We start from the raw sequence: 21,644 nt of genomic DNA, 5'->3' as shown, positions 1-21,644 counted from the left end.
TTTTTCCTACTTCATTGTCACTTTTCCGCCAATCATCTTAAACGCAGGCGTACCTCTGACTAACGTATCTCGTGCAAACTCTTGCCCGCAGCTCGGGCAAAAACAAGGGGTTTGAGTGTAATCTTCTACAATGCGTTCTTTAAAGCACTTCACCAAGGCCCCCTTTCCGCCCTTGCGATATTTATATAGCTGCGCTTTGCATTTCGCACAATAAATTTCGACAGTTTTATTCGGTTGCTTTTTATTCGGCTTGGCCATTATCTTCTATCTCTGGCTTGACCCACACATTGCTGAAATCGAACCACCCCAACGCATTACATTTTGCGTTTTGAAGCGCTCCGCTGTGGTCTTTGTTTACACCAAGCCAGCAATGGAACATTGGAATAACCTGACAGCTTTTCACTAACTGCCTTCCTAATTCGCGAGCAGGAAAGTCGGCGTGAATACCTGCACGCCATTGATCGACTAATGTCACCCATTCTGAAAAATCGTAACCCGCGCTGAATTTTTCGATGTCGCTGTAATCAAGTAGCCAGCCCGCTAATGCATCGTTGCGATTGGTCGCAATACCCATTGCTTTTACCCAAACGTCGACTTCTTCTGGGTTTGGCGGCTGCGTATCGTAGCGAATAAACTCGACATCGACACTGTGCGGTTTGAGCAAATGTTTAATTGCTTTGGCAATGACAGGAAACATCGGATGTTTTTTCTGATAAGCGACGGTAATCGATTTACCTTGTTGCGGGACTTCACCCACTGATGTCGGCCTTAAGTCAATCCACCCCGGTTTTAAACCAAATGCTTGCAGTACACCCAGTTCAATCACTTTATCTTGGGGAACGTGCGCGTAGATTTGATGGCTATTTAGTGTTTGGCTTAAAAATTCGGCCCAACGTGGGTCTTTTGCGATCCCGGTATTTTTGTTAAGCAGCAAGAAGGTACAGCCCGGATCGAGTTCCACTTCATCGGTCGACGCTTGTTTGTTCATTTGTGGCTTAGACAAGCTTGGATACACCATTGATGAGTAGGCTTCATCAATCACCCACACTTCAACTTGGTCCAGCAGTGGACGAAACCCAAAGTAACCATCGAAAGCAGTAAGAATAAGGCGTTTGTCGTCGTTCACTTTCACTTGGAACGGACCTGTACCAATAGGCTTACGGTCAAAATCCTCAGAGCGAAGCGCTTGTGGCAATAAGACTTTGGCTTGAGACTCGCTCAATGCTAACGGTAAATAGCGATCTGGACGAACAAGCTTAATATCAACGGTCCAAGGCTGTGGTGACGAAACTTGCTGAATGTGAGAGAACAAATTCAATCCACTCAAGGCAAGAATGCTCTCTACAACACAATCTGTCGTGAGTGGTTCACCATTATGGAAGCGTACGCCACGACGCAAATAGAAACGCCAATGAGTGTCAGAAAGCGCCTCCCACGTATGTGCGAGATCCGGTTGAAGTTGTTCGTTTTCATCAAGACGCGTTAAACCGCTAAAAACTTGTCGCGCGATGTGTTGCTCTGAGCGACGCATCGGCTTTTGCGGATTCAGCATGGCTAACGGTCGGTAATAAGGCAATCTTACGACTTGCTCGCCTTGTCGATGCTGCAATCCCAAATAACCTTGAATCACCTGGGTTAAACGTGCGGCGTCATTGTCTAACGCATCGAGCGCCTGTCCAATTTTTCCTTCGTCTAGATAGCGTCTCGCTAAGTTTTCGCTTACGTCACTACGATTGCGCTTAAAGATCAGTTTGGATAGTTTGCCTCGGCCAGCCGCCGGGTGCCATTCTATCCACCCTTCTTCTTCGAGCTTATTGAGAACGATACGCGCATTTCGTCGCGTACAAAACAGAGCATCGGTAATGTCTTCTAGCTGAACTTCTGTGTCGTTACCGGCAAATTTTTCAAAGAGTGTTTCGAACTGAACACGTAAACGAGGGCTACTCATAAAGAGGAAATACTTGTCTTGATGTCAATAAGTCAAGTTTCCTCATTTTTATGAAAAAGTGCAAATATGAAGGGGTAAATTATTGAATATCGATACCAATTTCTTGTGCGAGTTGGATAAGTTGTTCCTCATTATCCAATTTTATTGACCATTTGCATTCGGCCCCATGGGCTAACACCACATTTGCGCCACGACCAAGAAGTTGAAGTGCATCGGTTTGTGCTTGCAATGTGACCATTGCCTCACCGGTTAGTTTGATGACGATTTCACGCTGCGTCGCGATAATTTTACCTAATGAAAACTCGATAACCATGTTCTGCCTTTGGGTGTATCTCTGCTGATTGATGAACGTCGAATTAAGCCAATTTTGCTTTTTGTTGTTTCACAGCAATCGTTAGACGACTAGTACACACCAAGCGATCACGTTCGTCTGTAATTTCAATCTGCCAAACTTGAGTCGACACACCAAGGTGAATAGGTTTTGCGGTACCGATAACATAACCACTGCGCATTGCTCGTACATGGTTTGCGTTGATATCTAAACCTACGCAGTAGTTACCTTCACTTACGCAAAAGTTTGCGGCAATGGAACCTAATGTTTCTGCTAGCACGACGGATGCACCACCATGCAACATACCTAGCGGTTGGTGAGTAAAACTGCACACTGGCATCGTTGCACTTAATGAATCATCCGTGAAGTTGGTGTACTCGATTTGTAGGTGCTCCATCATGGTATTTCTTGATGTAGCGTTAAGGATGTCCAAACTGATCGGCTTTTTCCAAATACTCATTTTTCGCTCTTACTGTTTGCAGGTTGAGACTGCTTATTCATATTTATGCCAAGCGCTTAGCATAGTCTCTATTGCTGCGACACTTCAAGACAAAACGCGCTAGCCCTCAACTCTACAATCACACTTACCTCGCCTATGCATCTTGTCATCATTTGGGTATATACTACTGGTTCAAAACAAGAATTAGTGAATATGGAGCCACTTATGAAGGTATGGATTAAAGCCTCTGCTCTCTTGACCTTAGCAGGCTTAACTGCGTGCAGCGCCTCACCAACTGGTCGAAATCAAATACTGATGTTTTCAGATCAAGAAATGTCATCACTTGGTGCAAAATCCTTTGATCAAATGAAGAAGGATATTCCAATCAGTAAAGATAAAAAGACCAACGCTTACGTACAATGCGTAGCTAAGCAGATCACCAATGCCATTCCACCTCAAGCTGGTTTCAAAGATTGGGAGGTCGTGGTGTTTGATAGGCACCAAGTCAATGCGTTTGCGTTGCCAGGCGGAAAAATTGGTGTTTACACTGGCCTTCTCAAGGTAGCGAAAAACCAAGATCAGTTAGCAACGGTTATCGGGCACGAAGTGGCGCACGTTTTAGCAGAACACAGTAACGAGCGGCTGTCTCAAAGCCAATTGGCCAATGCTGGGCTGTCGTTAGCGAATGTGGCAATTGGCGCATCTGAATACAAACAATATCAACAGCTCACTATGGCCGCGTTAGGTGTTGGTGTGCAGTACGGCGTGATTCTCCCTTATGGAAGAACGCAAGAGTCTGAAGCGGATATCGTTGGCTTAGAGTACATGGCGAAAGCTGGATTCAATCCTAATCAAAGTGTCGATCTGTGGAAAAACATGAGTGCAGCATCAGGTGGAGCGCAGCCGCCGGAATTTTTCTCTACTCACCCTTCTCACAGTACGCGAATCAAAGACTTGCAGGCAACCATCAACAAGTTACCGAAGTACAATGTGAAAGCACCGAAATGTGGTTAGAAAGCGTATAACCCTACAAAAGTCTGATACAAAAAAGCTCCTACTTAAGGAGCTTTTTCGTTATCTGTGTGTTGAGAACTTTCGTTAAGCTCCAAGAATTTGCAAAGGTAAGCTGAGTAAGCTGTCACCCAGCCCTGCGAAATACCAAATAATCCCAACAAAACCACCAACGGATGCTAAATACCAAACCAATGAGAACAATTGACCGTAGCGAGTGAGTGGCAGCAAGTGGCTGTGATGTCTTGCTCGCCATTCCATGACCACTTCCAGCATCCCCATCATCAGTAAGAATCCGAGCAGCGTTAAACCAAATGAATAGCTGAGCGCAATACCAAGTAGTGCTGTAACAATGCTGCCCGCCAACCCAATCCAAGTATTCATCGAGAAAGTAATACTCTTTAGAACATGGCCACCATCTAACGGTAAGATCGGCAGCAAGTTAAAGAGGTTTAGCAGCGCGTTAAACACAGCAAGACCAGCGAATATCATTTCGCCTGTCATCCAATAAAGCAGAGTAAACACAATGCTTAAAACCAATCCAAAGAAAGGCCCCATGATAGAAATGACGACATCTTGCCAACGCGTGTTTATTTTCTCGTCACTTAAAGCCAAGCCTCCTAGAAACGGGATTAAGTAAATGCCCTTGGTTTTCATACCGAAATACTTCATCGCTTTGATATGCCCATATTCGTGGAATATAAGACAAGCGATAAGAGCCAGAGCAAACTCAATAGAAAACAACCATGAATAGGCAGCTAAACTTGCTGACGCCAGCGCAACTTTAATCACTTTCGCGCTTTTTAAGGCTTTCATACCTAAGGAAAAAATACCGATGACACTCAAGCGCTTTTCTGATGGCGGCGCGACCTGTGGCACCTGCCTTTCAATGTCTTTTTCGTTTCTTGAACCTTCCGTAATTAGCTCACCGTTAACGGTGGCGCGATAGGTCAGATCAAAAGGTTGCCAATCCAATGTGCAGTCTAATTGGCAAAGCAAAACCTCTTCTCCAGCACTCAACTTAAATTGATGCGTGTAAGTTTCTGTTTTCTTTTCGCTCGCATCAATTTGAGAAACTAGAGTGTTGTCCCAGTACAATTGCTGCCATCCCGCCATCGATCCTTCTAATCTTAACGGGCGACCCAAAAATTCAGTGTGTAGTAATTCCAACGCGATTCCTAATGCGATAGCCACAAAGGTCGAATTATGCCTCTTATAACAAGTGACATCAAAGCATGTGAACTCAAGATTTGAAGGTTATTTAATCATAAGATTTGCAAAACAATTCTGGTCGTACCATTTCCACAAAAAATATAACGATAATACATGCCCTTACGAGCAGGCGTTTGACGTATGCATCAAATTTAAAACGCCAAATACGCTCAAACTTTGACAAGTTATTAAACATACAATTAACATTACGTTTACATCACAGCTGTGTTTCAACGCAATCACAACTGCTGTTTAGTACCACACAACAATTACAAGGACTTCGGTCCAGCATAATGACACCCTAGGAGGGTCAAGGATGAACAAGAAGCACTGCTCTCTGCTGACAATTTCAATATTGTTTGCGTGTAATGCCCATTCAGCGGGCTTTCAGGTTGCTGAACACTCGGCATCTGGTCTTGGTCGAGCATTCTCAGGTGAAGGGGCTGTAGCAGACAATGCCAGCGTCCTTGCACGTAACCCAGCAGCAATGACTCTTTTCAAAGAAGCTCAGTTTTCTGGCGCACTTTCTATCGTTGATCCTGAAGTCAACGTTTACGATACGCTTCATAAAGAGCAATCTGATGACGTAGCACCACTGCAAGTGGTTCCTGCGGGTTATTACATCAGCCCAATCAATGACAACTGGGCTTGGGGTATCGGTATGTTCACCACTTACGGTGTTGCAACAGATTATCCAGATGATATTTCTGCGGGTGATATGGCTGGCGACACCTCGCTACTTTCTGTCAATATCAACCCAAACATTGCTTACCGCATCAACGAAAAATTTAGTGTTGGTGGCGGCATCAACTTAGTTTATGCAGAAGCTGAACTGACACGTCATAAAGGTGCGTTGGCGCCGCTATTTGGTTCTGGTAGCAGTAAATCCGATAACCTAATTGGCATGGAAGGTGAGACTTTCGCATGGGGTTGGAACGTTGGTGCCCTATTTGAACTTAACGAAAACAACCGTTTTGGCTTTGGCTACCGTTCTAAAGTCGATCTAGATTTTGATGATGGTGAATTCAGCAGCTACGACTCTGGCATCGCAACCGCAGCAAAAGTCGATGGTCGTTTGAAGATTTCGCTTCCTTCTATTATCGAACTATCTGCATTCCATCAATTGAACGACCAATGGGCGATTCATTACGGTTGGCAACAAACTGACTGGAGCACTTTTAAAGAGCTAAAAGCGACCAGTAATGAATGTAAAGGCGGCGTATGTTTCTTCAAACCAGAAAAGTATGAAGACAACAACCGTTACTCTGTAGGTGCAACTTACACGCTAAACACGGAGTGGACATTCCGCGCAGGCTTGGCTTATGACGAGCAAGCGGGTGAAGCAACATTGAGTATCCCTGATAGTGACCGTATGTGGTACAGCGCGGGTCTAACGTATGCAATGAATGAAAACCTATCGTTTGATGCTGGTTTTGCATTGGTACAAAGTGAGTCGGGCTCTTTCACTGAGACTAACGCAGCAGGTCAAGAAATTAAGTTTGATTCAGAAGGTACGGCATACATCAGTGCAGTACAGATGAACTACACCTTCAAATAATAGGATTCTCGGAGTAACCCAATGAAACATACGTTTAAACTATCACTGCTTTGTTCTGCGATCCTACTTGCAGGTTGTGGCGACAACACATCAAGCTCAGGCACAACAGATAAAGTAACGTTTGAATCGGAAGTTCAAGCATTGCTAGATCGTGGCACTTCAATTAGCTTTACTATCCAAGGTGCAAACGCAGACGTACCTGCCCCTTCTTACCTACTTATGGATACGTCAGATGGTACGCTTGGTCTGCCAACTAACGGTGATGATGCCCTTACTAATCCACGCGCATCAATGAACACAATGGACGGTTGGTCAACGTCTATGCCTATCGTTTTGAACTTTAACGGCGATGGCTTCGCTCCTGGCATGTTGGCTTCTGGCGTTAAAGTTATCAAAATCAACCAGCGTTTGACGGAATGGGACGGAAAAACTAACCCGATTTCAAAAGTCCTTGTTCAGAACCAAGATTACGTTGTTCAAGCCAATGGTAAATCTCTTTATGTTCAGTTTGCCGATTCTCTTGATGAATCCAGCGAATACATTTTCGCGGTCACGCAAGACGTAACCGACGTTAATGGCGAGCCTATTGGCACCTCTTCAAGCTACGCGGTGGCAAAGAGCAAACAAGTTAAGTACGAATCAGGCGATCTTGCATCCGTACAAGCGGTAACAGAAGCTGTCGAAGGTATTTTTGGTCTAGCGCAAGTCAACCCAGCTGATATTGTCTACTCATCATGGTTCAGCACTCAATCTGTAGGTGATACGTTAGCGGCTGTTAAAGGTGTTACTGCGACAGGTTTTGCTACTGGCGCGAACACGCTAAATGCCATTTACAAAAATGATACTAACGAGAATGCTGTCGACCTTTCTACTGCGTACACAATGGTGCTTGGTGAGACACAAGACTTTATGACAGCGTTAGATTCGGACAGTGACTTTAATAAATACGTCAGTGACCTAGATGCAGCGAAAAGCGCGATTAAAGGTCTTTACCTGCAATCTGGCGCGAGTGTGAATGTTACTCAGGGTCAAGTAAGACTGCCACACTACCTTGAAAAAGGCGCAAACTGGAACATGCAACCGATGGTGTCTGCGATGCCAAGCCTAGCGAAGCTAAACGCAGCACTTACCGATCCAGCAGAACAAGCGAACATGGTTCAGCAGCTTTCTTCTGGCGTTTTCGCAAGCTCTCCTGTAGACGTTAGCAAGCTGGCGACAGATCCAACAGAGCAGCTAAAACTGGTAGGCTCGAAACTGTACTTAAACGACGGCACACAACTGGATAGTGAGCGAGTTATTACTCGTTACTCTCCTGTTCCTGCGGTTAAGTCTTTAGAAAATGTCGAGTTCTTACTGTTTACTCCTCAAAATGGTGTTGCAAAAGACGTGGTGATCTACCAACACGGTATCACTTCAGCGAAAGAAAACGCGTATGCATTTGCTTTTAATATGGTGCAGGCTGGCGTAGCTGTTATCGCTATCGATCTTCCAATCCACGGTACACGTAGCCTAGACGAACAACGATCGGCAAATGCGAACGTTCTTGCTTACTTGAACCTTTCTAACCTTGCTGTAGCGCGTGATAACCTTCGTCAAAGCGTGCTGGATGTATTGGGCTTACGTGCTAGTTTAGTAGTATCAGAGCAAGGCGGCCTATTGGCTGGAGGCCCTCTTCAAGGTTTTAACCCGATGATGGGCTCTCAAGTGAAAATGCTAGGTCACTCACTAGGCGGTATTGTTGGTACGTCTGCGGTTGCTGCTGCAAACAACACGCTAGGTAGCCCTACTGCTGATGCATTGTATACATTTAGCGCGGCCTCTATTCAGAACTCTGGTGGTCAAATCGGTAATCTATTGCTGGGTTCTTCAGACTTTGGTCCGCAAATCAAGCACAACCTTGCTTATGCAGCATCAACGGATTACAAGTCTTACGCTGACGCGCAGTGTGCACAGTTAGATGACAAAGCATGTTACGAGGTCTTTGAAGGTTTAGCGACACCGGAACAGCTTGCAGCTCTGAGTGCTGGTTTCTCACAGTTCATCTACGCAGCGCAAACCACGCTTGATACTGTAGATCCATTTACTAATGCCGCAGACCTAGTTGCTTCAGGCACTCTAACTACACCATTCTTGATGACAGAAGTTGAAGGTGATAAGACGGTACCGAATAACGTTGCGAACGCTCCATTTGCAGGTACAGAGCCGTTAGCCAAGAAATTGGGCTTAACTGAGGTTAATAGCTTAAATACAGCGGTCGCTGCGACGTCAAGCTTTGTTCAATTCAACGCTATTGCTTCACACAGTACGTTTGCGTCGCCATCAGGCACACTTGCCGATATCAATCATCATGCTGAAATGCAAAAAGAAAACGCGGACTTCTTGATGGACAACGCATTGAGTGATGTTTCGGATACAACAGTACTGAAATAATCGACCATTCATTCATCGACAAAACCCAGCTTAGGCTGGGTTTTTTATTTTTCGCACTCAAAAGAGTGTTGAATAATTCACACAACAATTCATAACCCAAGATAATTGACCACTTCTTTTATATTCCAAATATTATTTATTTAGCGATTGTTTTACATCTTTCACCTAATCAGGTTGGAATATTGTAAAATCTCGGCTTTAATTCGCTAACACCCTTTTATTTCTCAGGATAAAGTGGATAATACCGCCACAAAATAACATTACTAAGGTGAGTCCTTATGTCTATCGAAGCTACTCTGCTTGCACGCTGCGAGTCAAAATGTGAACTGTGTTCATCTGAATCTCCATTAACTGCTTACGCTGTACCACCACACGGTAACGTAACAGTTGATACCGCTATCATGGTATGTGACAAATGCCACAGCGAGATCGAAGAACCTAAAGACATTAACCATTGGCGTTGTCTGAACGAAAGCATGTGGAGCCAGGTTCCTGCAGTACAAGTAACTGCATGGCGCCAACTAACTCGCCTAAACTCTGAAAGCTGGGCTCAAGACGCTCTTGACATGATGTACATGGAAGAAGAGCAAAAGAACTGGGCAATGACAGGTATGTCTGCTGATGACAAAACTGTTGACTGCAACGGCACTGAACTTAAGAAAGGTGACGATGTAACAGTAATCAAAGATCTACCAGTTAAAGGTACAAACCAAGTAATTAAGCAAGGTACTGTGATTCGCGGTATCAGCCTTGGTGATGACCCTAAACTGATTTCAGGTAAGGCAAACGGTGGTCAGTCAATGTACGTGATCGCAGAGTACTGCCGTAAGAAGTAATTTTAGTTACTTTTGTATAAAACGGGGTTCCATTTGGAACCCCGTTTTTGTTTGTGCTTCGGAAGGCCCCCTAACCCATGCGTTTGAATCAGGTCCCTTTGAAACAGCAAATACAAAAATGCCAGCGACTAAGCTGGCATTATTTTTTCACAGTGTTCAGATTAACGGTACATACCGATATCTTTTTGAATGTGAGCTGACAAGTCTTCTGCGTAGTAGCTGCGAGGAGCAGAGTTATCTACAAAAAGAATGTCGAGTAAGTGAGCAATCAATCCTTTGAAGTTAACCGCGTAGGTTTTCTTATCCATAGAGGTTGGTAAAGCTACATTTGTCATTTGCATTGCTTGTGCCATGATTGCCTCTCTTTAAAAGCAGTAATATGTTTTGTTGGTTGTATAGTAGTCACTTCCTCACTGTTTAAAAAATGACAAAATTTGACCAACCAAATTAGTTTTTCTAATAAAACAAATCATTCACATTGCTGCGAGCTAGAAATGCCCACTTTTCGCATAAAAATTCAACAACCGCCTACTTTTCTTGAATAACTTGGAGTTACGGGGATAACTCCAAGCTTTTAAGTAACAAATCCTTAACCAATCAATACTGAAAATATCTTTTCAAAAATCCGGTTATCAATATTTTTGATTAGTAATATTAACTCGAGAACGACTGTTTTCTTTGTTCTTATACACCGACGCAACTACCGCGGAAGTCATTACTAGAATCAAGAACGTCAACGACCAAATCGTTGGGATTTCGTATTCCGTTCCGACCAAAAGCATCTTCACACCGATAAACATCATGATCACAGAGAGCGCAGGTTTTAAGTAGACAAACTTGTCCAGCATCGCTTGCAGCACGAAGTACAGCGAGCGTAAGCCTAACAGCGCGAATACGTTAGCCGCTAACACCAAGAATGGCTCGCGAGTGACCGCAAAAATTGCCGGAATTGAATCGAGTGCAAACATCACATCCATCACGGCGATCACGCCCACTACAATTAACATTGGCGTCGCAACCCACTTCCCTGCTTGCTTCAAGAACATATGATTGCCTTGATAATCATCTGTTACAGGCAGCAATTTACGAATCACTTGCTCTGGGTATGGGTTCACTTCTTCCTCTTCACCTTTGTCGCGAGCAAGCTTAATGCCTGTCCAGATTAGGAACGCCGCAAATAGGTAGAGTACCCAATGGTATTGGGCGAGCAGCTGCGCACCGACAGCAATCATAATTGCTCGCAGAACCAACGCGCCAATCACACCCCATAGTAACGCACGCGGACGAAGATGCTCTGGCACTTTGTATTGGGCAAATATGATGGCGAAGACAAATAAGTTATCAACGCTTAATGATTTTTCGAGCAAGTAACCAGTTAGGAATGAAACGGTCGCTTTCTCATTGCTGTAAGCACTATGAGGAGCGTAAACGTCCCAAAAGAAATAGATGGAACCTGCAAAAAGAAACGCGAGTAAGAACCAGAATATGCTCCAAACGATGGCTTTTTGCATCGTAATGGCACCGCCTCGGGTTTGATAGATATCAAGCGCAACCAAAACGAGTGTGAAAAGGCCGAATGCACCATACATTGTCAGTGATTCTTGAAATAGAACAGATTGGCTTAACTGGGTGGTATTTTCGATAAGAGACATGCTTCCTCCCACGCGGAAGGACAGCAGTGTTTGGTGACCTTCCGCAAACAATACAAACCAGCAGTCACATTACCCATGTGTCTGCTAATCAATGAATGCGTTGGTCTCGTTGAAGTGCCAAGATTGAATGTTCAATCATACACCTTTACTTACCGGATAAGCGTTCGCTTAACGAGATGACGATAAGTAAACTTGCGCTAACTACTCCCCAAACGCCGCCATCATACGCCTGATCATTCTGATTTCCAACAAAAATTCCCTATCAATAAAATCAATGCATTTAATCGCCAGCAGTCCATCAAATATATGAATATAAAGAAAAAGGAGCACTGACCAGTGCTCCCTCTTATTGCTCTTTGTTCTTTATAGCCCATTTAGCGGCACAAAATACACAAGCATGGACCAAGCGGCTACCCACGCAATGACCACAGCGGCGTCTGCCCAGTCTTTTTTCCACATACTTTCCACCCTCTAACTCGCATGTAGTGTGGAAAGTACAGCAAAATCAATACCAAGAATGATTAACGATTTTGTTGAGAGTAAAGTTTATGACTTTCGTTCAAACAGTTTGGCTCATCTGTAAGTAGTTCAATAAAGCAATCCGCCATTGATAAGTTACTCACACAACCCTCGCCTTTCATATCAAGCAGGGCTTCATAGCCTTCTTTACCTTTCATCGTGTAAGCCGAAGAGGTGCCACGATACCAAGCGTCATCATCAACCTTTACCCAGCGGTATCCGTCAAATATTTCTAATCGTTGGATTCTCTCACCTTTTGGCGCATCGGCTTGATAGTCAAAGTTCAGATTGTACGTATATGGGTAACTGCCTGACCCAGTGCCTTCTACGCCGTTGTTTAGTGCGTTATTGATTGCACCTTCTAGAGCTCGGCGAATAACCGCACCTTTCACATCGTAAAACCCGATCGGTACGGCAAAAGGCAATAATCGTCCGGCAACATCTGCCACTGTAATATCACCTGGATTGAGTGAAGTGCGAACGCCACCTGCATTATGAATTGCAAATTGAACGTTGTGCCCGCGTTTATTTAAGCTATGAAGGAAAGAGCGAGCGACCGCACCGGCAAGTTCACTTCCGCCCAACTCATCCGGAATACGGACATGACGCTTTTTGCTTTCCACATGAGCGATCACCTGCGATTGCAAGGCACGCACGCGAGGTATGTATTTATCGCTCAAAATAGCTTGAGTTTCTGGGTGTTTCTTACAGACCACAACATTTGGTTGGCCGTGAATAAAATCACAAGCGGTTTCAAATACGCCTTGGTCCAATTGTTGATTCAATGTTGAATCCCAGAAAATACGGCGTCCTAACAGTAATTCATTTTGACCATTCAACATGGTTGCTTGGCCATTTTCGTCAAACTCAAGCACACAATGGCCCATGGTCAGGGCATGGAAACCGGCTTGCACAACGTAGGTTCCATTTACTTTGATACCATAAGGATCATCTTCACCCAAACCAATCGCAGTAAAGTCACCTTGCAAACGGTGGCTATGACCACCCACGATGATACCGATGCCTTCTACTTGCTCTGCAAGTTCTAAGTCGCCCTCGTAACCTAGGTGACTCAGTAAAATAATGTTTTTGATTCCATCATTGTGAATTTGTGCGACCGTCGCTTTCGCGGTTTCAATTGCAGTCATAAATGGCGTATCGGCGTCAGGGTTTGCTATATCGCTCATTTTATCGATGGACAAACCAAAAATAGCGACTTTTACACCGTTAAACTCTTTCACAAGGTATTGCGCACTGCGTGAATCCGGTTGATAGCTCAGTACGTTGTTACAGTCGCTTAGTCGATGCGCTTTGTTTTTTGACTCATTGGACAGATCCCAGTTGCCTGCGAGCAGCGGAAAATTGGTACGCTGACAAAATAGTGCAACTGGTTCGTTCCCCATGTCGAGCTCGTGGTTTCCCAATGCCATGGCATCAATATTCAAGGCGTTCAACAAATCGGCGTTCGCTTTGCCCTTAAATAAGGAGAAATAGAGCGTGCCTTGGAAGCAGTCGCCAGCATGAAGGAACAACATTCCCTGCCCTTGACGCTGTGCATCATCACGTAGCTGTTCAACCCGAGTCGCGATTCGTGAGAATCCGCCCGCACTAACATAAGGTTCTAATATGAGGTCTTTGTCGATTTTGAGTTTTAGCTGTAATGACGTTGGCTCAAAGTAGGAATGAGTGTCATTGATGTGTGCCAGTTTGATTCTTACTGGCTTATGATTTTTATTCATTTTCATCTTCTCTCTTTTCATTCCTTATAATAATAAGAAGTGAATCATGACAGAATCATGAATTTTATGAAACTGTGAATTTTTGATTTCACGTTTACGTGATCACGATGCTGTCTGTCGTTCAATTGAAAGCAACTTACGCTTGTCGCGGTCTCTATTCAATAGGAGGCTCTCGTAATTTTGTGAACTGAGCTTAACTCAAAAATTTCGAATTCATATATGCTTAGGAGTAGCAAAATAACTCTCTATAATTCAAATAATTGCAAGGAGGATTGAGATGAGACTAGAACGCATCGAAATCTCCGGGTTTAGAGGCATCAAACGCCTTTCACTCTCTTTTGATGAACTCACTACCCTCATTGGTGAGAATACGTGGGGCAAATCTTCATTGCTCGACGCCCTATCTATTGCGTTACCAGCCAACGGAAGTCTATATGAGTTCGAACTGAAAGATTTCCACGTCGACTACTCCATTTCTCACCCTCAGTCTCAACACATCCAAATTATTGTTTGCTTCAAAGCACAAGATAAACATGAAGCAAACGCAGGTCGTTATCGCCGCATCAAACCCGCTTGGTGTACAACAGAAGATGGCGAACATGTCATTTATTATCGAATCAGTGCCTCTCGCGTTGATCATGACATCACAACCAAATACGCGTTTCTTGACCGTGATGGCAAACCGAAACAGATTCACCATTCAGAAAAATTAGCGGTTGAGTTGATGACGTTGCACCCTGTCATTCGACTAAGAGATTCTCGTCGCTTTCCTCGTCCGTCACACATTAATGGTGACAGCAAAAACGCGCGTATCGAAAAACGCATCAACAATACCTGTCGACGTTTATTGGCGATGCCGGGTCATGTAAACAAAGGGGAAATACGAAGCAGTCTCGATGCCATGAAAACGTTGGTCGAGCACTATTTTGCGTTTCGTAGCATCAGTAAAGGCAATCCTAGAAAACCGAGAGACGGATTATTCTACACTAGCCCATCTTCTGATAAAGGATTGAGCCAATACCTGAAAGAGACCAACGATAAGCAAAGTCGCTTGCTCTTAATGGGGTTGCTTAATGCATATCTCCAAGCCAAAGGGCCGACGGATTTAAGACGTTGCGCGCGGCCTATTTTGATCATCGAAGATCCAGAAGGTCGTTTACACCCAACGCATTTAGCTCGAGCTTGGTCGTTGCTTCAACTTTTGCCAATGCAAAAAATCTTAACTACGAACAGTGGCAGTTTGCTTGGTTCCGTGCCGCTCTACTCCATTCGTAGGCTTATTCGTCTGTCCGATAAAACTATCGCGAAGAGTCTAAACACGTCTAAGTTTGGTGGTGACGAGCTAAGACGAATTGGTTTCCACATTCGTTTTCATCGCGCTGGCGCTTTGTTTGCGCGTTGCTGGCTATTAGTGGAAGGCGAAACTGAGGTTTGGTTGTTTAATGAATTGGCAAGACAATGTGGATACGATCTCGCCGCTGAAGGGGTTCAGATTGTCGAATTTGCACAATCTGGCTTACGTTCATTAATAAAAGTAGCCAAAGAGTTCGGTATCGATTGGCATGTGGTTACCGATGGTGACCCAGCGGGTAAAAAATACGCCCACACAGTGAGAGCGCAGCTTGGGCATGATCAAGAGCGCCATAGGCTCACTGAACTTCCCGATCGGGACATCGAGCATTTTCTTTATAATCATGGGTTCGAGCTTTTCTTTAAGGACATGATCAAAGTCCCTCACGACCATCCAATTCCGGCGAAGAAAGTGGTTAACCGCGTTTTGAAAAAACATGCGAAGCCAGATTTGGCTCTAGCCATTGTGTCTCACTGCGAAGAGAAAGGCATGGAATGTATCCCTGTGCTGTTGCGTTGGACTTTAAAACGCATCGTTACTATGGCAAGCGGGAATACTTAAGCGTTATATATCTATTTACTCGTTTTCCATTTAAATAGTCTTTGGGGATAGCACTGCGCTATCCCCTTAAAATTTAGGCAAAAAAAAGCACACTAAATTAGTGTGCTTGTATCAAATATCATTAATTTTGATTAACTGTATTGAGAGGGATAAAGCTCAATACACAGCGGATACAAATTAGATCGGGGGTTCACTACTGTGCTTGCTCAGCGAGCGAAGAAGAAGTAGCGGTTGATTTCGCATGTAACCAAAGTCCTGTTGCTTTCATTAAGTAACCAAATATGCCACCTAATACAAGCGATGGAACAACAAGTTGCCAATTGCCATCTGCTGCGAATGTCGCGCAAGAACCAATGAAAGTACCAGGAATGTACGCTAGCCAAGCCTGTTTCGCTTGAATACACATGAAAAACGCTACAACAGCTGTGATCACATAACCTAAGATCTCTAAACCTGCGTAAGTGGAGCCATAAATAATTACCATTGCCCAGAATACACCGGTCAAGTTAGTAATTAAGCTTGTCGCTAAACCTTTTAATCCACTCGTTGGAGCTGCGAAGTAGCTTGTACAGCCTAAAAAGCCTGCCCAAGATAAAAGGCCAAGAGAAATGGCAATCCAACCCCAAACGCCGGACAGAATCCCAGTAGTAATAGAGATAGCTAAAAGTGTTGTCATGGTATTCGTACCTGCTCGGCGACTATCGCACCCTTTTGGATTGATAACTGCCTTCATACATTGAAATCAAGAACCAATACTAGGCACATCGCGCCAGTTTATCGGTGATAATGATCACAACAATATCACCTTTCGTTTCATGTTTTACACAAATTATTTGACGCAACCGATAAATCAACAGATTTAGAAAATAATAAAAAACAGAGATGGACGAATAAAAGAGATAAAAAAGGCCCTGCGATGCAGAGCCCATTAAAATTGATAGTACCTATAAGACGGATGGTTTACCCTTCATCATGCGCAAACCTTCACGCTTTATGCAATCGACCAACGGGTTTTCGGCCATATCCGCACGCCAAATAAAGGACAATGTGCGCTCCATTTTCAGATCTGGTACGTTTAACGCGACTAAACGTCCAGCCTCAATGTAACGTTCAACATCCAAATATGGCAAACAAGTTAAGTATTGTCCGTTAGCCACCAAGCTGCGCAACACAGGAACGTGTTCATACTCACGCCATACATCTAAATCTTCAATCAAATGATGAATGGAGCTATCAAAGGTTTTACGAGTACCTGAGCCATGCTCACGCAACACCCATTTCGCCTGCTCTAATTGAGCTAAACTGACTGAAGGGTTACGAGCAAAAGGATGATGAGAAGCTGCGACTACAGTAAGGTGGTCACGACACCAGATTTCTTGGTGTAAACGGTTATCGTCACAACGCCCTTCAATAATGCCTAAATCGTATTTGTAATCTAATACGCCATCGATAACTCCTTTCGTACTTTGTACGCCTAGCGAGATTCGCATCTCAGGAAAATCGTTATCAATGATACTGATAAGGTCAGGCACCAAGTGTTCTGCTGGTGTTTGGCTCGCACCAAGACGGATCTCTCCGCTTAACAAATGTTGCTCATAGAATCCCATTTCTATCTGCAAGGCATCTTGCAATAAACGCTTTGCTTTTGGCCTTAACCACATCCCCCAATGTGTTAGGGCCATTTGCTTTCCTTGCCTTTCAAATAAAGGCCTGCCAAGCATTTTTTCTAACTGCGCGAGCGACATACTTGTCGCCGATTGTGTCAGAGCCAGTTTGTCTGCGGCCTGGCTTACACTGCCGGTATCTGCAACTGCGTCGAAAACCGCTAATTGCTTAAGAGAGTAGCGCAAAGTGTCCTCCATCATGGGCGAGTATTCCCATACTCTCACAACCTCAAAAACATGCCCCAATAAGCAATAGGGTTCATTTTACTCCGCGCTAAAAACTTATCAAATAATTTGATGAGATTTCTAAATATTATCAATTTTACCTGTACCACTGCCCGCCCTATTCTGGATATGCGGTTCGGGAACACCGCAAAACAAAAACAACAATTCATTTTTGAGCTAATAAATCAAGGAGCTTTTTATGGAACCACAAACTAAGGAGTCATTATGGCGGTGACCAGTTCTCAAACTCACCAGGACTTTTCTCCTAAAGAGATGATGGCTGAGGCGGAGAAATTCGCATTAAGTAAAGCAAACAAAACCAGCAGCATGACACTTGGCCTAGCAATAATGGCTGGTGCGTTTATCGGTTTGGCATTTTTGTTTTACATCACAGTGACAACTGGCAGTGCGAATACAGGTTGGGGTTTAAGCCGCTTGGCCGGTGGTATCGCCTTCAGTATGGGGTTAATCCTTATCGTTATTTGCGGTGGTGAGCTGTTTACCAGTTCGGTGCTTTCCAGCATCTCATGGGCAAACAAACAAATCTCTTTCGGCAAAATGTTGTCGATTTGGGGCAAGGTTTACGTAGGTAACTTCATCGGCGCAATGTTTTTGCTTGCTCTTGTGACTGCGGCAGGTTTGTACCAAATGGATGCAGGCCAATGGGGGTTGAATGCTCTTAATATCGCACAACACAAACTGCACCATACATTGCTTCAAGCGTTTGCTTTGGGCGTTCTATGTAACCTACTGGTTTGTCTTGCAATTTGGTTGACGTTTAGTTCTGCAAACGCAATGACGAAAGCGCTTATGACCATTCTTCCAGTTGCGATGTTCGTCAGCAGTGGCTTTGAGCACTGTGTGGCAAATATGTTTATGGTCCCACTAGGCATCGTTATTGCCAATTTTGCCCCTGAATCATTTTGGGCATCTGTTGGTGTACCGGCTTCCCAATATGCGGATTTAAATGTCGCACACTTTATTAGTGCGAACTTAATTCCAGTAACGTTTGGCAACATCGTCGGTGGCGCGGTACTCGTTGGTTTGGCTAACTGGTGTATCTACCGCCGTCCAGAGTTAAAAGCAGCCAATGTTTCATCTATCACAAATACAACTCAGTTATCGTCAGTTAAGGAAATCACAATGAAAAACGCATCTTTCGTAAAGGACATCATGAATCCAAAACCGGTTACACTCAGCGTGGAAATGCCTGTAGCCGCAGCTCTTGATACTCTATTAGACAACAATCTAACAAGCGCACCAGTGGTGGATCTCCACAATCGTTTAGTTGGTTTCTTCTCTGCACACGACGTGATGGTTGAACTGTGGTGTCAAGATTACATCCCAGTGAAAGATCAAAAAGTGGTTGATTTGATGAGCCGTGATGTCGTTGCAATTGATGCTGGCGATCGTTTGGTGGATGTGGTCGAGTTCCTATGCATCGACAAAGAGCAACTATACCCAACAAGCAGTATGGGGATTGCAACTCGTCTAACTTCTCTATCTTTAGAAGAACGAGCGAAAAGCATGAAGGTTAGCAAACCGCAAGTATTGCCGGTTCTTGAAAATGGTCAAATGGTTGGTGTTGTTACTCGCCAAGAAGTCCTTAAAGCCCTACGTCCAGTATTCGGTGAGCGACTAAACCTTGTTGAAGATAAAGCACTAGAAACTGCTTAAACAATAAAGAACGAACGAACAATAACAAAACGCTAATTGTTAGAAACTAACAGCGTTACATGGCACCAATAAAAAAGCGCTCTTGAAACCAAGAGCGCTTTCATTTATTCAAAGCTTAATTACTTCTTCACGCCTTCGATATGCAGTTCCATATCAACGTAGCTCGATGAACCCATTACTGGGATATCGAAATCAGCAAGCTCTAGACGAGTTGTGCCAACAAAACCAGCACGCTCACCACCCCATGGGTCGTTACCTGCGCCAACAAACTCTGCTTCGATAGTAATAGGCTTAGTCACACCGTGTAGCGTTAGATCACCCGTTACGTCTAGCTTACCATTACCTTTATCAACCACTTTCGTGCTCTTAAAAGTCGCTTCGCTGTATTTGCCAGCATCAATAAAATCGCCGCTGCGGATGTGTTTATCACGCTCAGCGTGGTTTGAGTCTAAGCTTGTGGTGTCTACTACTACGTTTACTTTTGAGTCAGCAATGTTTTTTTCATCAAAAGAAAAGTCACCAGAAAAAGTATTAAAACGACCTTTGATGAAGCTGTAACCTAAGTGGCTAACTTTGAAGTTGATAGACGCGTGAGCACCTTTCGTATCGATAACGTAGTCTGCAGCCTGAGCACCTAAAGGCAGTGCCATAGCGATTGCTAGTCCTGTAGCGAAGAGTGACTTTTTCATTTTGAAGCTCCTAACATTTTTCTTAATGTGTTGTCTTTATCGATAAAGTGATGTTTGAGCGCAGCGACAGCGTGTAAACCTGCAATTAGGATCACAGCCCAAGCTGCATAGAAGTGAACTTCACCTGCGATGTCTGATTGACCAGAAAATAATTCTCCTGCGCCGGGTACAGTAAACCAATTGAATACTTCAATACCGCGACCATCAGATGTAGAGATGAGGTAACCTGAAACAAAGATTGTGAGAAGTAATAGATACATCACACCGTGTGCCGCTTTAGCTGCGACGACTTCAAATCGACTGCCTTCTACTTTTGGTGACGCCGTAACATGCTTCCACACGATGCGACCCACAGTAAGAATGGCCAGAAGAATACCGACAGAGCGATGATAATGTGGCGCAGTTCGATACCATTCGCTGTAATAGCTAAGGTCGACCATCCACAAACCCACAGCAAACAGACCAATAATGCAAAGCGCAGAAAGCCAGTGCATTACTCGAGCAGGCAGGTTATAGCTTTTTACCAGTGTTTCCATCTCACGTTCCTAGATATATTCCTAAGTTAATGTTGAGCAAGAAACACAACATTAACCTATTTACCTTATATGAAACAGATTATTTACCATCCTTTACATCCAGCCAATCGCACCGTATCTATCAACTTGTTCGAAAATTTTGAAGGAACTTTGGCGTATTGAATGCGCAAAAGCTTAAATTGATACTTCTTGCTCTATCTCGTAAAGCTCATCAGACATTTCAAGCATTCGACGTTCTATCACGGCTTTCGCATCTTCAACGCCTTTGTTGTAATAGACTGCGCCTAGTTTATCGGTAATAAAATCTATCAGAAATTCGCTGTCAAACTGGCCAATCTCAATGCTGAGTTCATCCTGCATATAGTCTTGAATTGCCGACGCTAATGTTTCTTTTTGGACTCTTTCTAACTTAATCATGCGTGTTCCTTTTAGTGCGGCTTAATGGGGATTTCGCTAACCGTTACGAAATAGTCGAGTTTCGTCTCGATTGTGTAGCCTTTAATCACCCCAAATTCGTATTGCTTCTAATTTTGGTGTTTAGATCAAGAAGTTGCTGATCTAAATTAGTCTATTCTGAAAAGACTATGCTAACCTTTTGCGGTTCGTTTTGTTAACCATTAAGGGATATTCTTTGCTACTCGACCTAGTGATCCAAAGTGTCAATGATTTTCAGGACGATTGTCTTAAACTGTGTGAGAAGCATTATCCTGCCGTACATAACCAAGGTATGAGTGAACACCATCTTGGTCTTGCATTTTCTCGCCGAATGGAACACACCTTCCGTCATTTTGGTTACAACAGCATCGTAAGACCGATTGAAGTACTCGATGCTCCAGACCTACCTCACCACTATCGCATTTCTTCTGAGATTGGAACGGTTTGGGTGTTAAGCCATCACATGGTCAGTGCCGGTAAATCGTGTCGCGAAAACTTGTTGTCTTCAATTACCGAATGGCAAAGCGAGTATGGCTACGCGCTGCAACCTAACGACCTGCTCTTCCTTGTTTGCGATCATTGGATCAGTCGCAGTAAAACCAGCCGAGAACTGCTCCATTGGTGGATGGGCGAATTGCCGGATCAAATCAATGAATATACTGAGCAAGGCATCACTCTTTACACCAGTGAATCTCAGCTCACTCAATCCCTTGATACACGCTTTGATATCAGCCCTTGTTACATCAAATTTGGCCACCCTTTGCGTCGTTCTAACAAACAACAACTGGTTCGAAAGTACTTGCAGTTGTACGCCGTATTACAGTGGTAGTA

At 44.0% G+C, this 21,644-nt stretch carries 20 protein-coding genes; 7 read left to right on the top strand and 13 right to left on the bottom strand.

Annotated features, from left to right (window positions below; translation table 11 throughout):
• Positions 1-6: 6 nt before the first annotated feature.
• From ACF8EG_RS15030 to ACF8EG_RS15015, 4 genes are all read right to left on the bottom strand, one after another.
• Complete coding sequence (locus ACF8EG_RS15030) at positions 7-258, bottom strand: hypothetical protein (RefSeq protein WP_025520701.1); 252 nt, start codon at positions 256-258, stop codon at positions 7-9.
• Positions 242-1,948, bottom strand: coding sequence for an SgrR family transcriptional regulator (locus ACF8EG_RS15025; RefSeq protein ID WP_029857161.1), 1,707 nt, complete (start codon positions 1,946-1,948; stop codon positions 242-244). The genes ACF8EG_RS15030 and ACF8EG_RS15025 overlap by 17 nt, the downstream gene beginning before the upstream one ends.
• A 79-nt stretch (positions 1,949-2,027) precedes the next feature.
• Positions 2,028-2,261, bottom strand: coding sequence for a DUF3389 domain-containing protein (locus ACF8EG_RS15020; protein ID WP_005455381.1), 234 nt, complete (start codon positions 2,259-2,261; stop codon positions 2,028-2,030).
• Between the two features lie 43 nt (positions 2,262-2,304).
• Positions 2,305-2,739, bottom strand: coding sequence for a hotdog fold thioesterase (locus ACF8EG_RS15015; protein WP_005455359.1), 435 nt, complete (start codon positions 2,737-2,739; stop codon positions 2,305-2,307).
• Positions 2,740-2,943: 204 nt separating this feature from the next.
• On the opposite strand from ACF8EG_RS15015, the gene ACF8EG_RS15010 reads away from it, so the two are divergent.
• A complete protein-coding gene (locus ACF8EG_RS15010) occupies positions 2,944-3,732 on the top strand; it encodes a M48 family metallopeptidase (protein WP_079858972.1) in 789 nt (262 codons plus the stop codon).
• Positions 3,733-3,816: 84 nt separating this feature from the next.
• Here the strand turns inward: ACF8EG_RS15010 and ACF8EG_RS15005 are convergent, their stop codons facing one another.
• Positions 3,817-4,899 (bottom strand): site-2 protease family protein, encoded by a 1,083-nt coding sequence (locus tag ACF8EG_RS15005; RefSeq protein WP_206925994.1) that lies wholly within the window; start codon positions 4,897-4,899, stop codon positions 3,817-3,819.
• A gap of 358 nt (positions 4,900-5,257) precedes the next feature.
• Between ACF8EG_RS15005 and ACF8EG_RS15000 the strand changes: the two genes are divergently transcribed.
• The 3 genes from ACF8EG_RS15000 to ACF8EG_RS14990 all read left to right on the top strand — a co-directional run bounded on the left by ACF8EG_RS15000 (position 5,258) and on the right by ACF8EG_RS14990 (position 9,765).
• Positions 5,258-6,499 (top strand): outer membrane protein transport protein, encoded by a 1,242-nt coding sequence (locus ACF8EG_RS15000; RefSeq protein WP_005455385.1) that lies wholly within the window; start codon positions 5,258-5,260, stop codon positions 6,497-6,499.
• A gap of 21 nt (positions 6,500-6,520) precedes the next feature.
• A complete protein-coding gene (locus ACF8EG_RS14995) occupies positions 6,521-8,929 on the top strand; it encodes a VolA/Pla-1 family phospholipase (protein ID WP_069507122.1) in 2,409 nt (802 codons plus the stop codon).
• Positions 8,930-9,207: 278 nt separating this feature from the next.
• Entirely contained in the window at positions 9,208-9,765 is a 558-nt protein-coding gene (locus ACF8EG_RS14990; RefSeq protein ID WP_005455388.1) for a PhnA domain-containing protein, read from the top strand.
• A gap of 161 nt (positions 9,766-9,926) precedes the next feature.
• On the opposite strand, the gene ACF8EG_RS14985 is transcribed toward ACF8EG_RS14990, so the two are convergent.
• From ACF8EG_RS14985 to ACF8EG_RS14975, 3 genes are all read right to left on the bottom strand, one after another.
• On the bottom strand, positions 9,927-10,118 hold the full coding sequence (locus ACF8EG_RS14985; RefSeq protein ID WP_005451745.1) for a hypothetical protein: 192 nt from the start codon (positions 10,116-10,118) through the stop codon (positions 9,927-9,929).
• A gap of 279 nt (positions 10,119-10,397) precedes the next feature.
• Positions 10,398-11,417 carry a TerC family protein gene (locus ACF8EG_RS14980; protein ID WP_020842108.1) on the bottom strand — a complete coding sequence of 340 codons (1,020 nt, stop codon included), beginning with the start codon at positions 11,415-11,417 and terminating at the stop codon, positions 10,398-10,400.
• Between the two features lie 521 nt (positions 11,418-11,938).
• Positions 11,939-13,681, bottom strand: coding sequence for a bifunctional UDP-sugar hydrolase/5'-nucleotidase (locus tag ACF8EG_RS14975; protein ID WP_025795962.1), 1,743 nt, complete (start codon positions 13,679-13,681; stop codon positions 11,939-11,941).
• Positions 13,682-13,952: 271 nt separating this feature from the next.
• On the opposite strand from ACF8EG_RS14975, the gene ACF8EG_RS14970 reads away from it, so the two are divergent.
• A complete protein-coding gene (locus ACF8EG_RS14970; RefSeq protein ID WP_015313222.1) occupies positions 13,953-15,587 on the top strand; it encodes an ATP-dependent endonuclease in 1,635 nt (544 codons plus the stop codon).
• A 193-nt stretch (positions 15,588-15,780) separates the two neighbouring features.
• On the opposite strand, the gene ACF8EG_RS14965 is transcribed toward ACF8EG_RS14970, so the two are convergent.
• Both ACF8EG_RS14965 and ACF8EG_RS14960 read right to left on the bottom strand, forming a co-directional pair.
• Positions 15,781-16,263 (bottom strand): DUF1097 domain-containing protein, encoded by a 483-nt coding sequence (locus tag ACF8EG_RS14965; protein ID WP_015313221.1) that lies wholly within the window; start codon positions 16,261-16,263, stop codon positions 15,781-15,783.
• A 268-nt stretch (positions 16,264-16,531) separates the two neighbouring features.
• Positions 16,532-17,437 (bottom strand): LysR substrate-binding domain-containing protein, encoded by a 906-nt coding sequence (locus ACF8EG_RS14960; protein ID WP_005498809.1) that lies wholly within the window; start codon positions 17,435-17,437, stop codon positions 16,532-16,534.
• Between the two features lie 264 nt (positions 17,438-17,701).
• Between ACF8EG_RS14960 and focA the strand changes: the two genes are divergently transcribed.
• Positions 17,702-19,153: a formate transporter FocA gene (gene focA, locus ACF8EG_RS14955; RefSeq protein WP_015313220.1), complete on the top strand. Its 1,452-nt coding sequence runs from the start codon at positions 17,702-17,704 to the stop codon at positions 19,151-19,153.
• Between the two features lie 119 nt (positions 19,154-19,272).
• On the opposite strand, the gene ACF8EG_RS14950 is transcribed toward focA, so the two are convergent.
• From ACF8EG_RS14950 to ACF8EG_RS14940, 3 genes are all read right to left on the bottom strand, one after another.
• Positions 19,273-19,842, bottom strand: coding sequence for a YceI family protein (locus ACF8EG_RS14950; protein ID WP_005477055.1), 570 nt, complete (start codon positions 19,840-19,842; stop codon positions 19,273-19,275).
• A complete protein-coding gene (locus ACF8EG_RS14945) occupies positions 19,839-20,378 on the bottom strand; it encodes a cytochrome b (RefSeq protein ID WP_025553871.1) in 540 nt (179 codons plus the stop codon). Before ACF8EG_RS14945 ends, ACF8EG_RS14950 begins: the two co-directional genes overlap by 4 nt.
• 174 nt (positions 20,379-20,552) lie before the next feature.
• The gene (locus tag ACF8EG_RS14940; RefSeq protein WP_020842105.1) at positions 20,553-20,795 is read right to left on the bottom strand and encodes a DUF2164 domain-containing protein; all 243 of its coding nucleotides are present in this window, start codon (positions 20,793-20,795) and stop codon (positions 20,553-20,555) included.
• 214 nt (positions 20,796-21,009) lie between these two features.
• On the opposite strand from ACF8EG_RS14940, the gene ACF8EG_RS14935 reads away from it, so the two are divergent.
• The gene (locus tag ACF8EG_RS14935) at positions 21,010-21,642 is read left to right on the top strand and encodes a hypothetical protein (RefSeq protein ID WP_020842104.1); all 633 of its coding nucleotides are present in this window, start codon (positions 21,010-21,012) and stop codon (positions 21,640-21,642) included.
• Positions 21,643-21,644: the final 2 nt, after the last annotated feature.

Origin of the sequence: Vibrio sp. YQ_11 (assembly GCF_043103065.1) — a bacterium.
In the GTDB taxonomy this organism is placed as follows: Bacteria; Pseudomonadota; Gammaproteobacteria; order Enterobacterales; family Vibrionaceae; genus Vibrio; species Vibrio parahaemolyticus.
Note: the sequence above shows the minus strand (reverse complement) of the source record. Positions and strands in the feature narration are given on the sequence as shown.

Excerpts from the sequence above, each read along its gene's own strand:
- ACF8EG_RS15030 (WP_025520701.1), bottom strand. The coding sequence starts at position 258 with ATGGCCAAGCCGAATAAAAAGCAACCGAATAAAACTGTCGAAATTTAT.
- ACF8EG_RS15025 (WP_029857161.1), bottom strand. The coding sequence starts at position 1,948 with ATGAGTAGCCCTCGTTTACGTGTTCAGTTCGAAACACTCTTTGAAAAA.
- ACF8EG_RS15020 (WP_005455381.1), bottom strand. The coding sequence starts at position 2,261 with ATGGTTATCGAGTTTTCATTAGGTAAAATTATCGCGACGCAGCGTGAA.
- ACF8EG_RS15015 (WP_005455359.1), bottom strand. The coding sequence starts at position 2,739 with ATGAGTATTTGGAAAAAGCCGATCAGTTTGGACATCCTTAACGCTACA.
- ACF8EG_RS15010 (WP_079858972.1), top strand. The coding sequence starts at position 2,944 with ATGAAGGTATGGATTAAAGCCTCTGCTCTCTTGACCTTAGCAGGCTTA.
- ACF8EG_RS15000 (WP_005455385.1), top strand. The coding sequence starts at position 5,258 with ATGAACAAGAAGCACTGCTCTCTGCTGACAATTTCAATATTGTTTGCG.
- ACF8EG_RS14995 (WP_069507122.1), top strand. The coding sequence starts at position 6,521 with ATGAAACATACGTTTAAACTATCACTGCTTTGTTCTGCGATCCTACTT.
- ACF8EG_RS14990 (WP_005455388.1), top strand. The coding sequence starts at position 9,208 with ATGTCTATCGAAGCTACTCTGCTTGCACGCTGCGAGTCAAAATGTGAA.
- ACF8EG_RS14985 (WP_005451745.1), bottom strand. The coding sequence starts at position 10,118 with ATGGCACAAGCAATGCAAATGACAAATGTAGCTTTACCAACCTCTATG.
- ACF8EG_RS14980 (WP_020842108.1), bottom strand. The coding sequence starts at position 11,417 with ATGTCTCTTATCGAAAATACCACCCAGTTAAGCCAATCTGTTCTATTT.
- ACF8EG_RS14975 (WP_025795962.1), bottom strand. The coding sequence starts at position 13,681 with ATGAAAATGAATAAAAATCATAAGCCAGTAAGAATCAAACTGGCACAC.
- ACF8EG_RS14970 (WP_015313222.1), top strand. The coding sequence starts at position 13,953 with ATGAGACTAGAACGCATCGAAATCTCCGGGTTTAGAGGCATCAAACGC.
- ACF8EG_RS14965 (WP_015313221.1), bottom strand. The coding sequence starts at position 16,263 with ATGACAACACTTTTAGCTATCTCTATTACTACTGGGATTCTGTCCGGC.
- focA (WP_015313220.1), top strand. The coding sequence starts at position 17,702 with ATGGCGGTGACCAGTTCTCAAACTCACCAGGACTTTTCTCCTAAAGAG.
- ACF8EG_RS14950 (WP_005477055.1), bottom strand. The coding sequence starts at position 19,842 with ATGAAAAAGTCACTCTTCGCTACAGGACTAGCAATCGCTATGGCACTG.
- ACF8EG_RS14945 (WP_025553871.1), bottom strand. The coding sequence starts at position 20,378 with ATGGAAACACTGGTAAAAAGCTATAACCTGCCTGCTCGAGTAATGCAC.
- ACF8EG_RS14940 (WP_020842105.1), bottom strand. The coding sequence starts at position 20,795 with ATGATTAAGTTAGAAAGAGTCCAAAAAGAAACATTAGCGTCGGCAATT.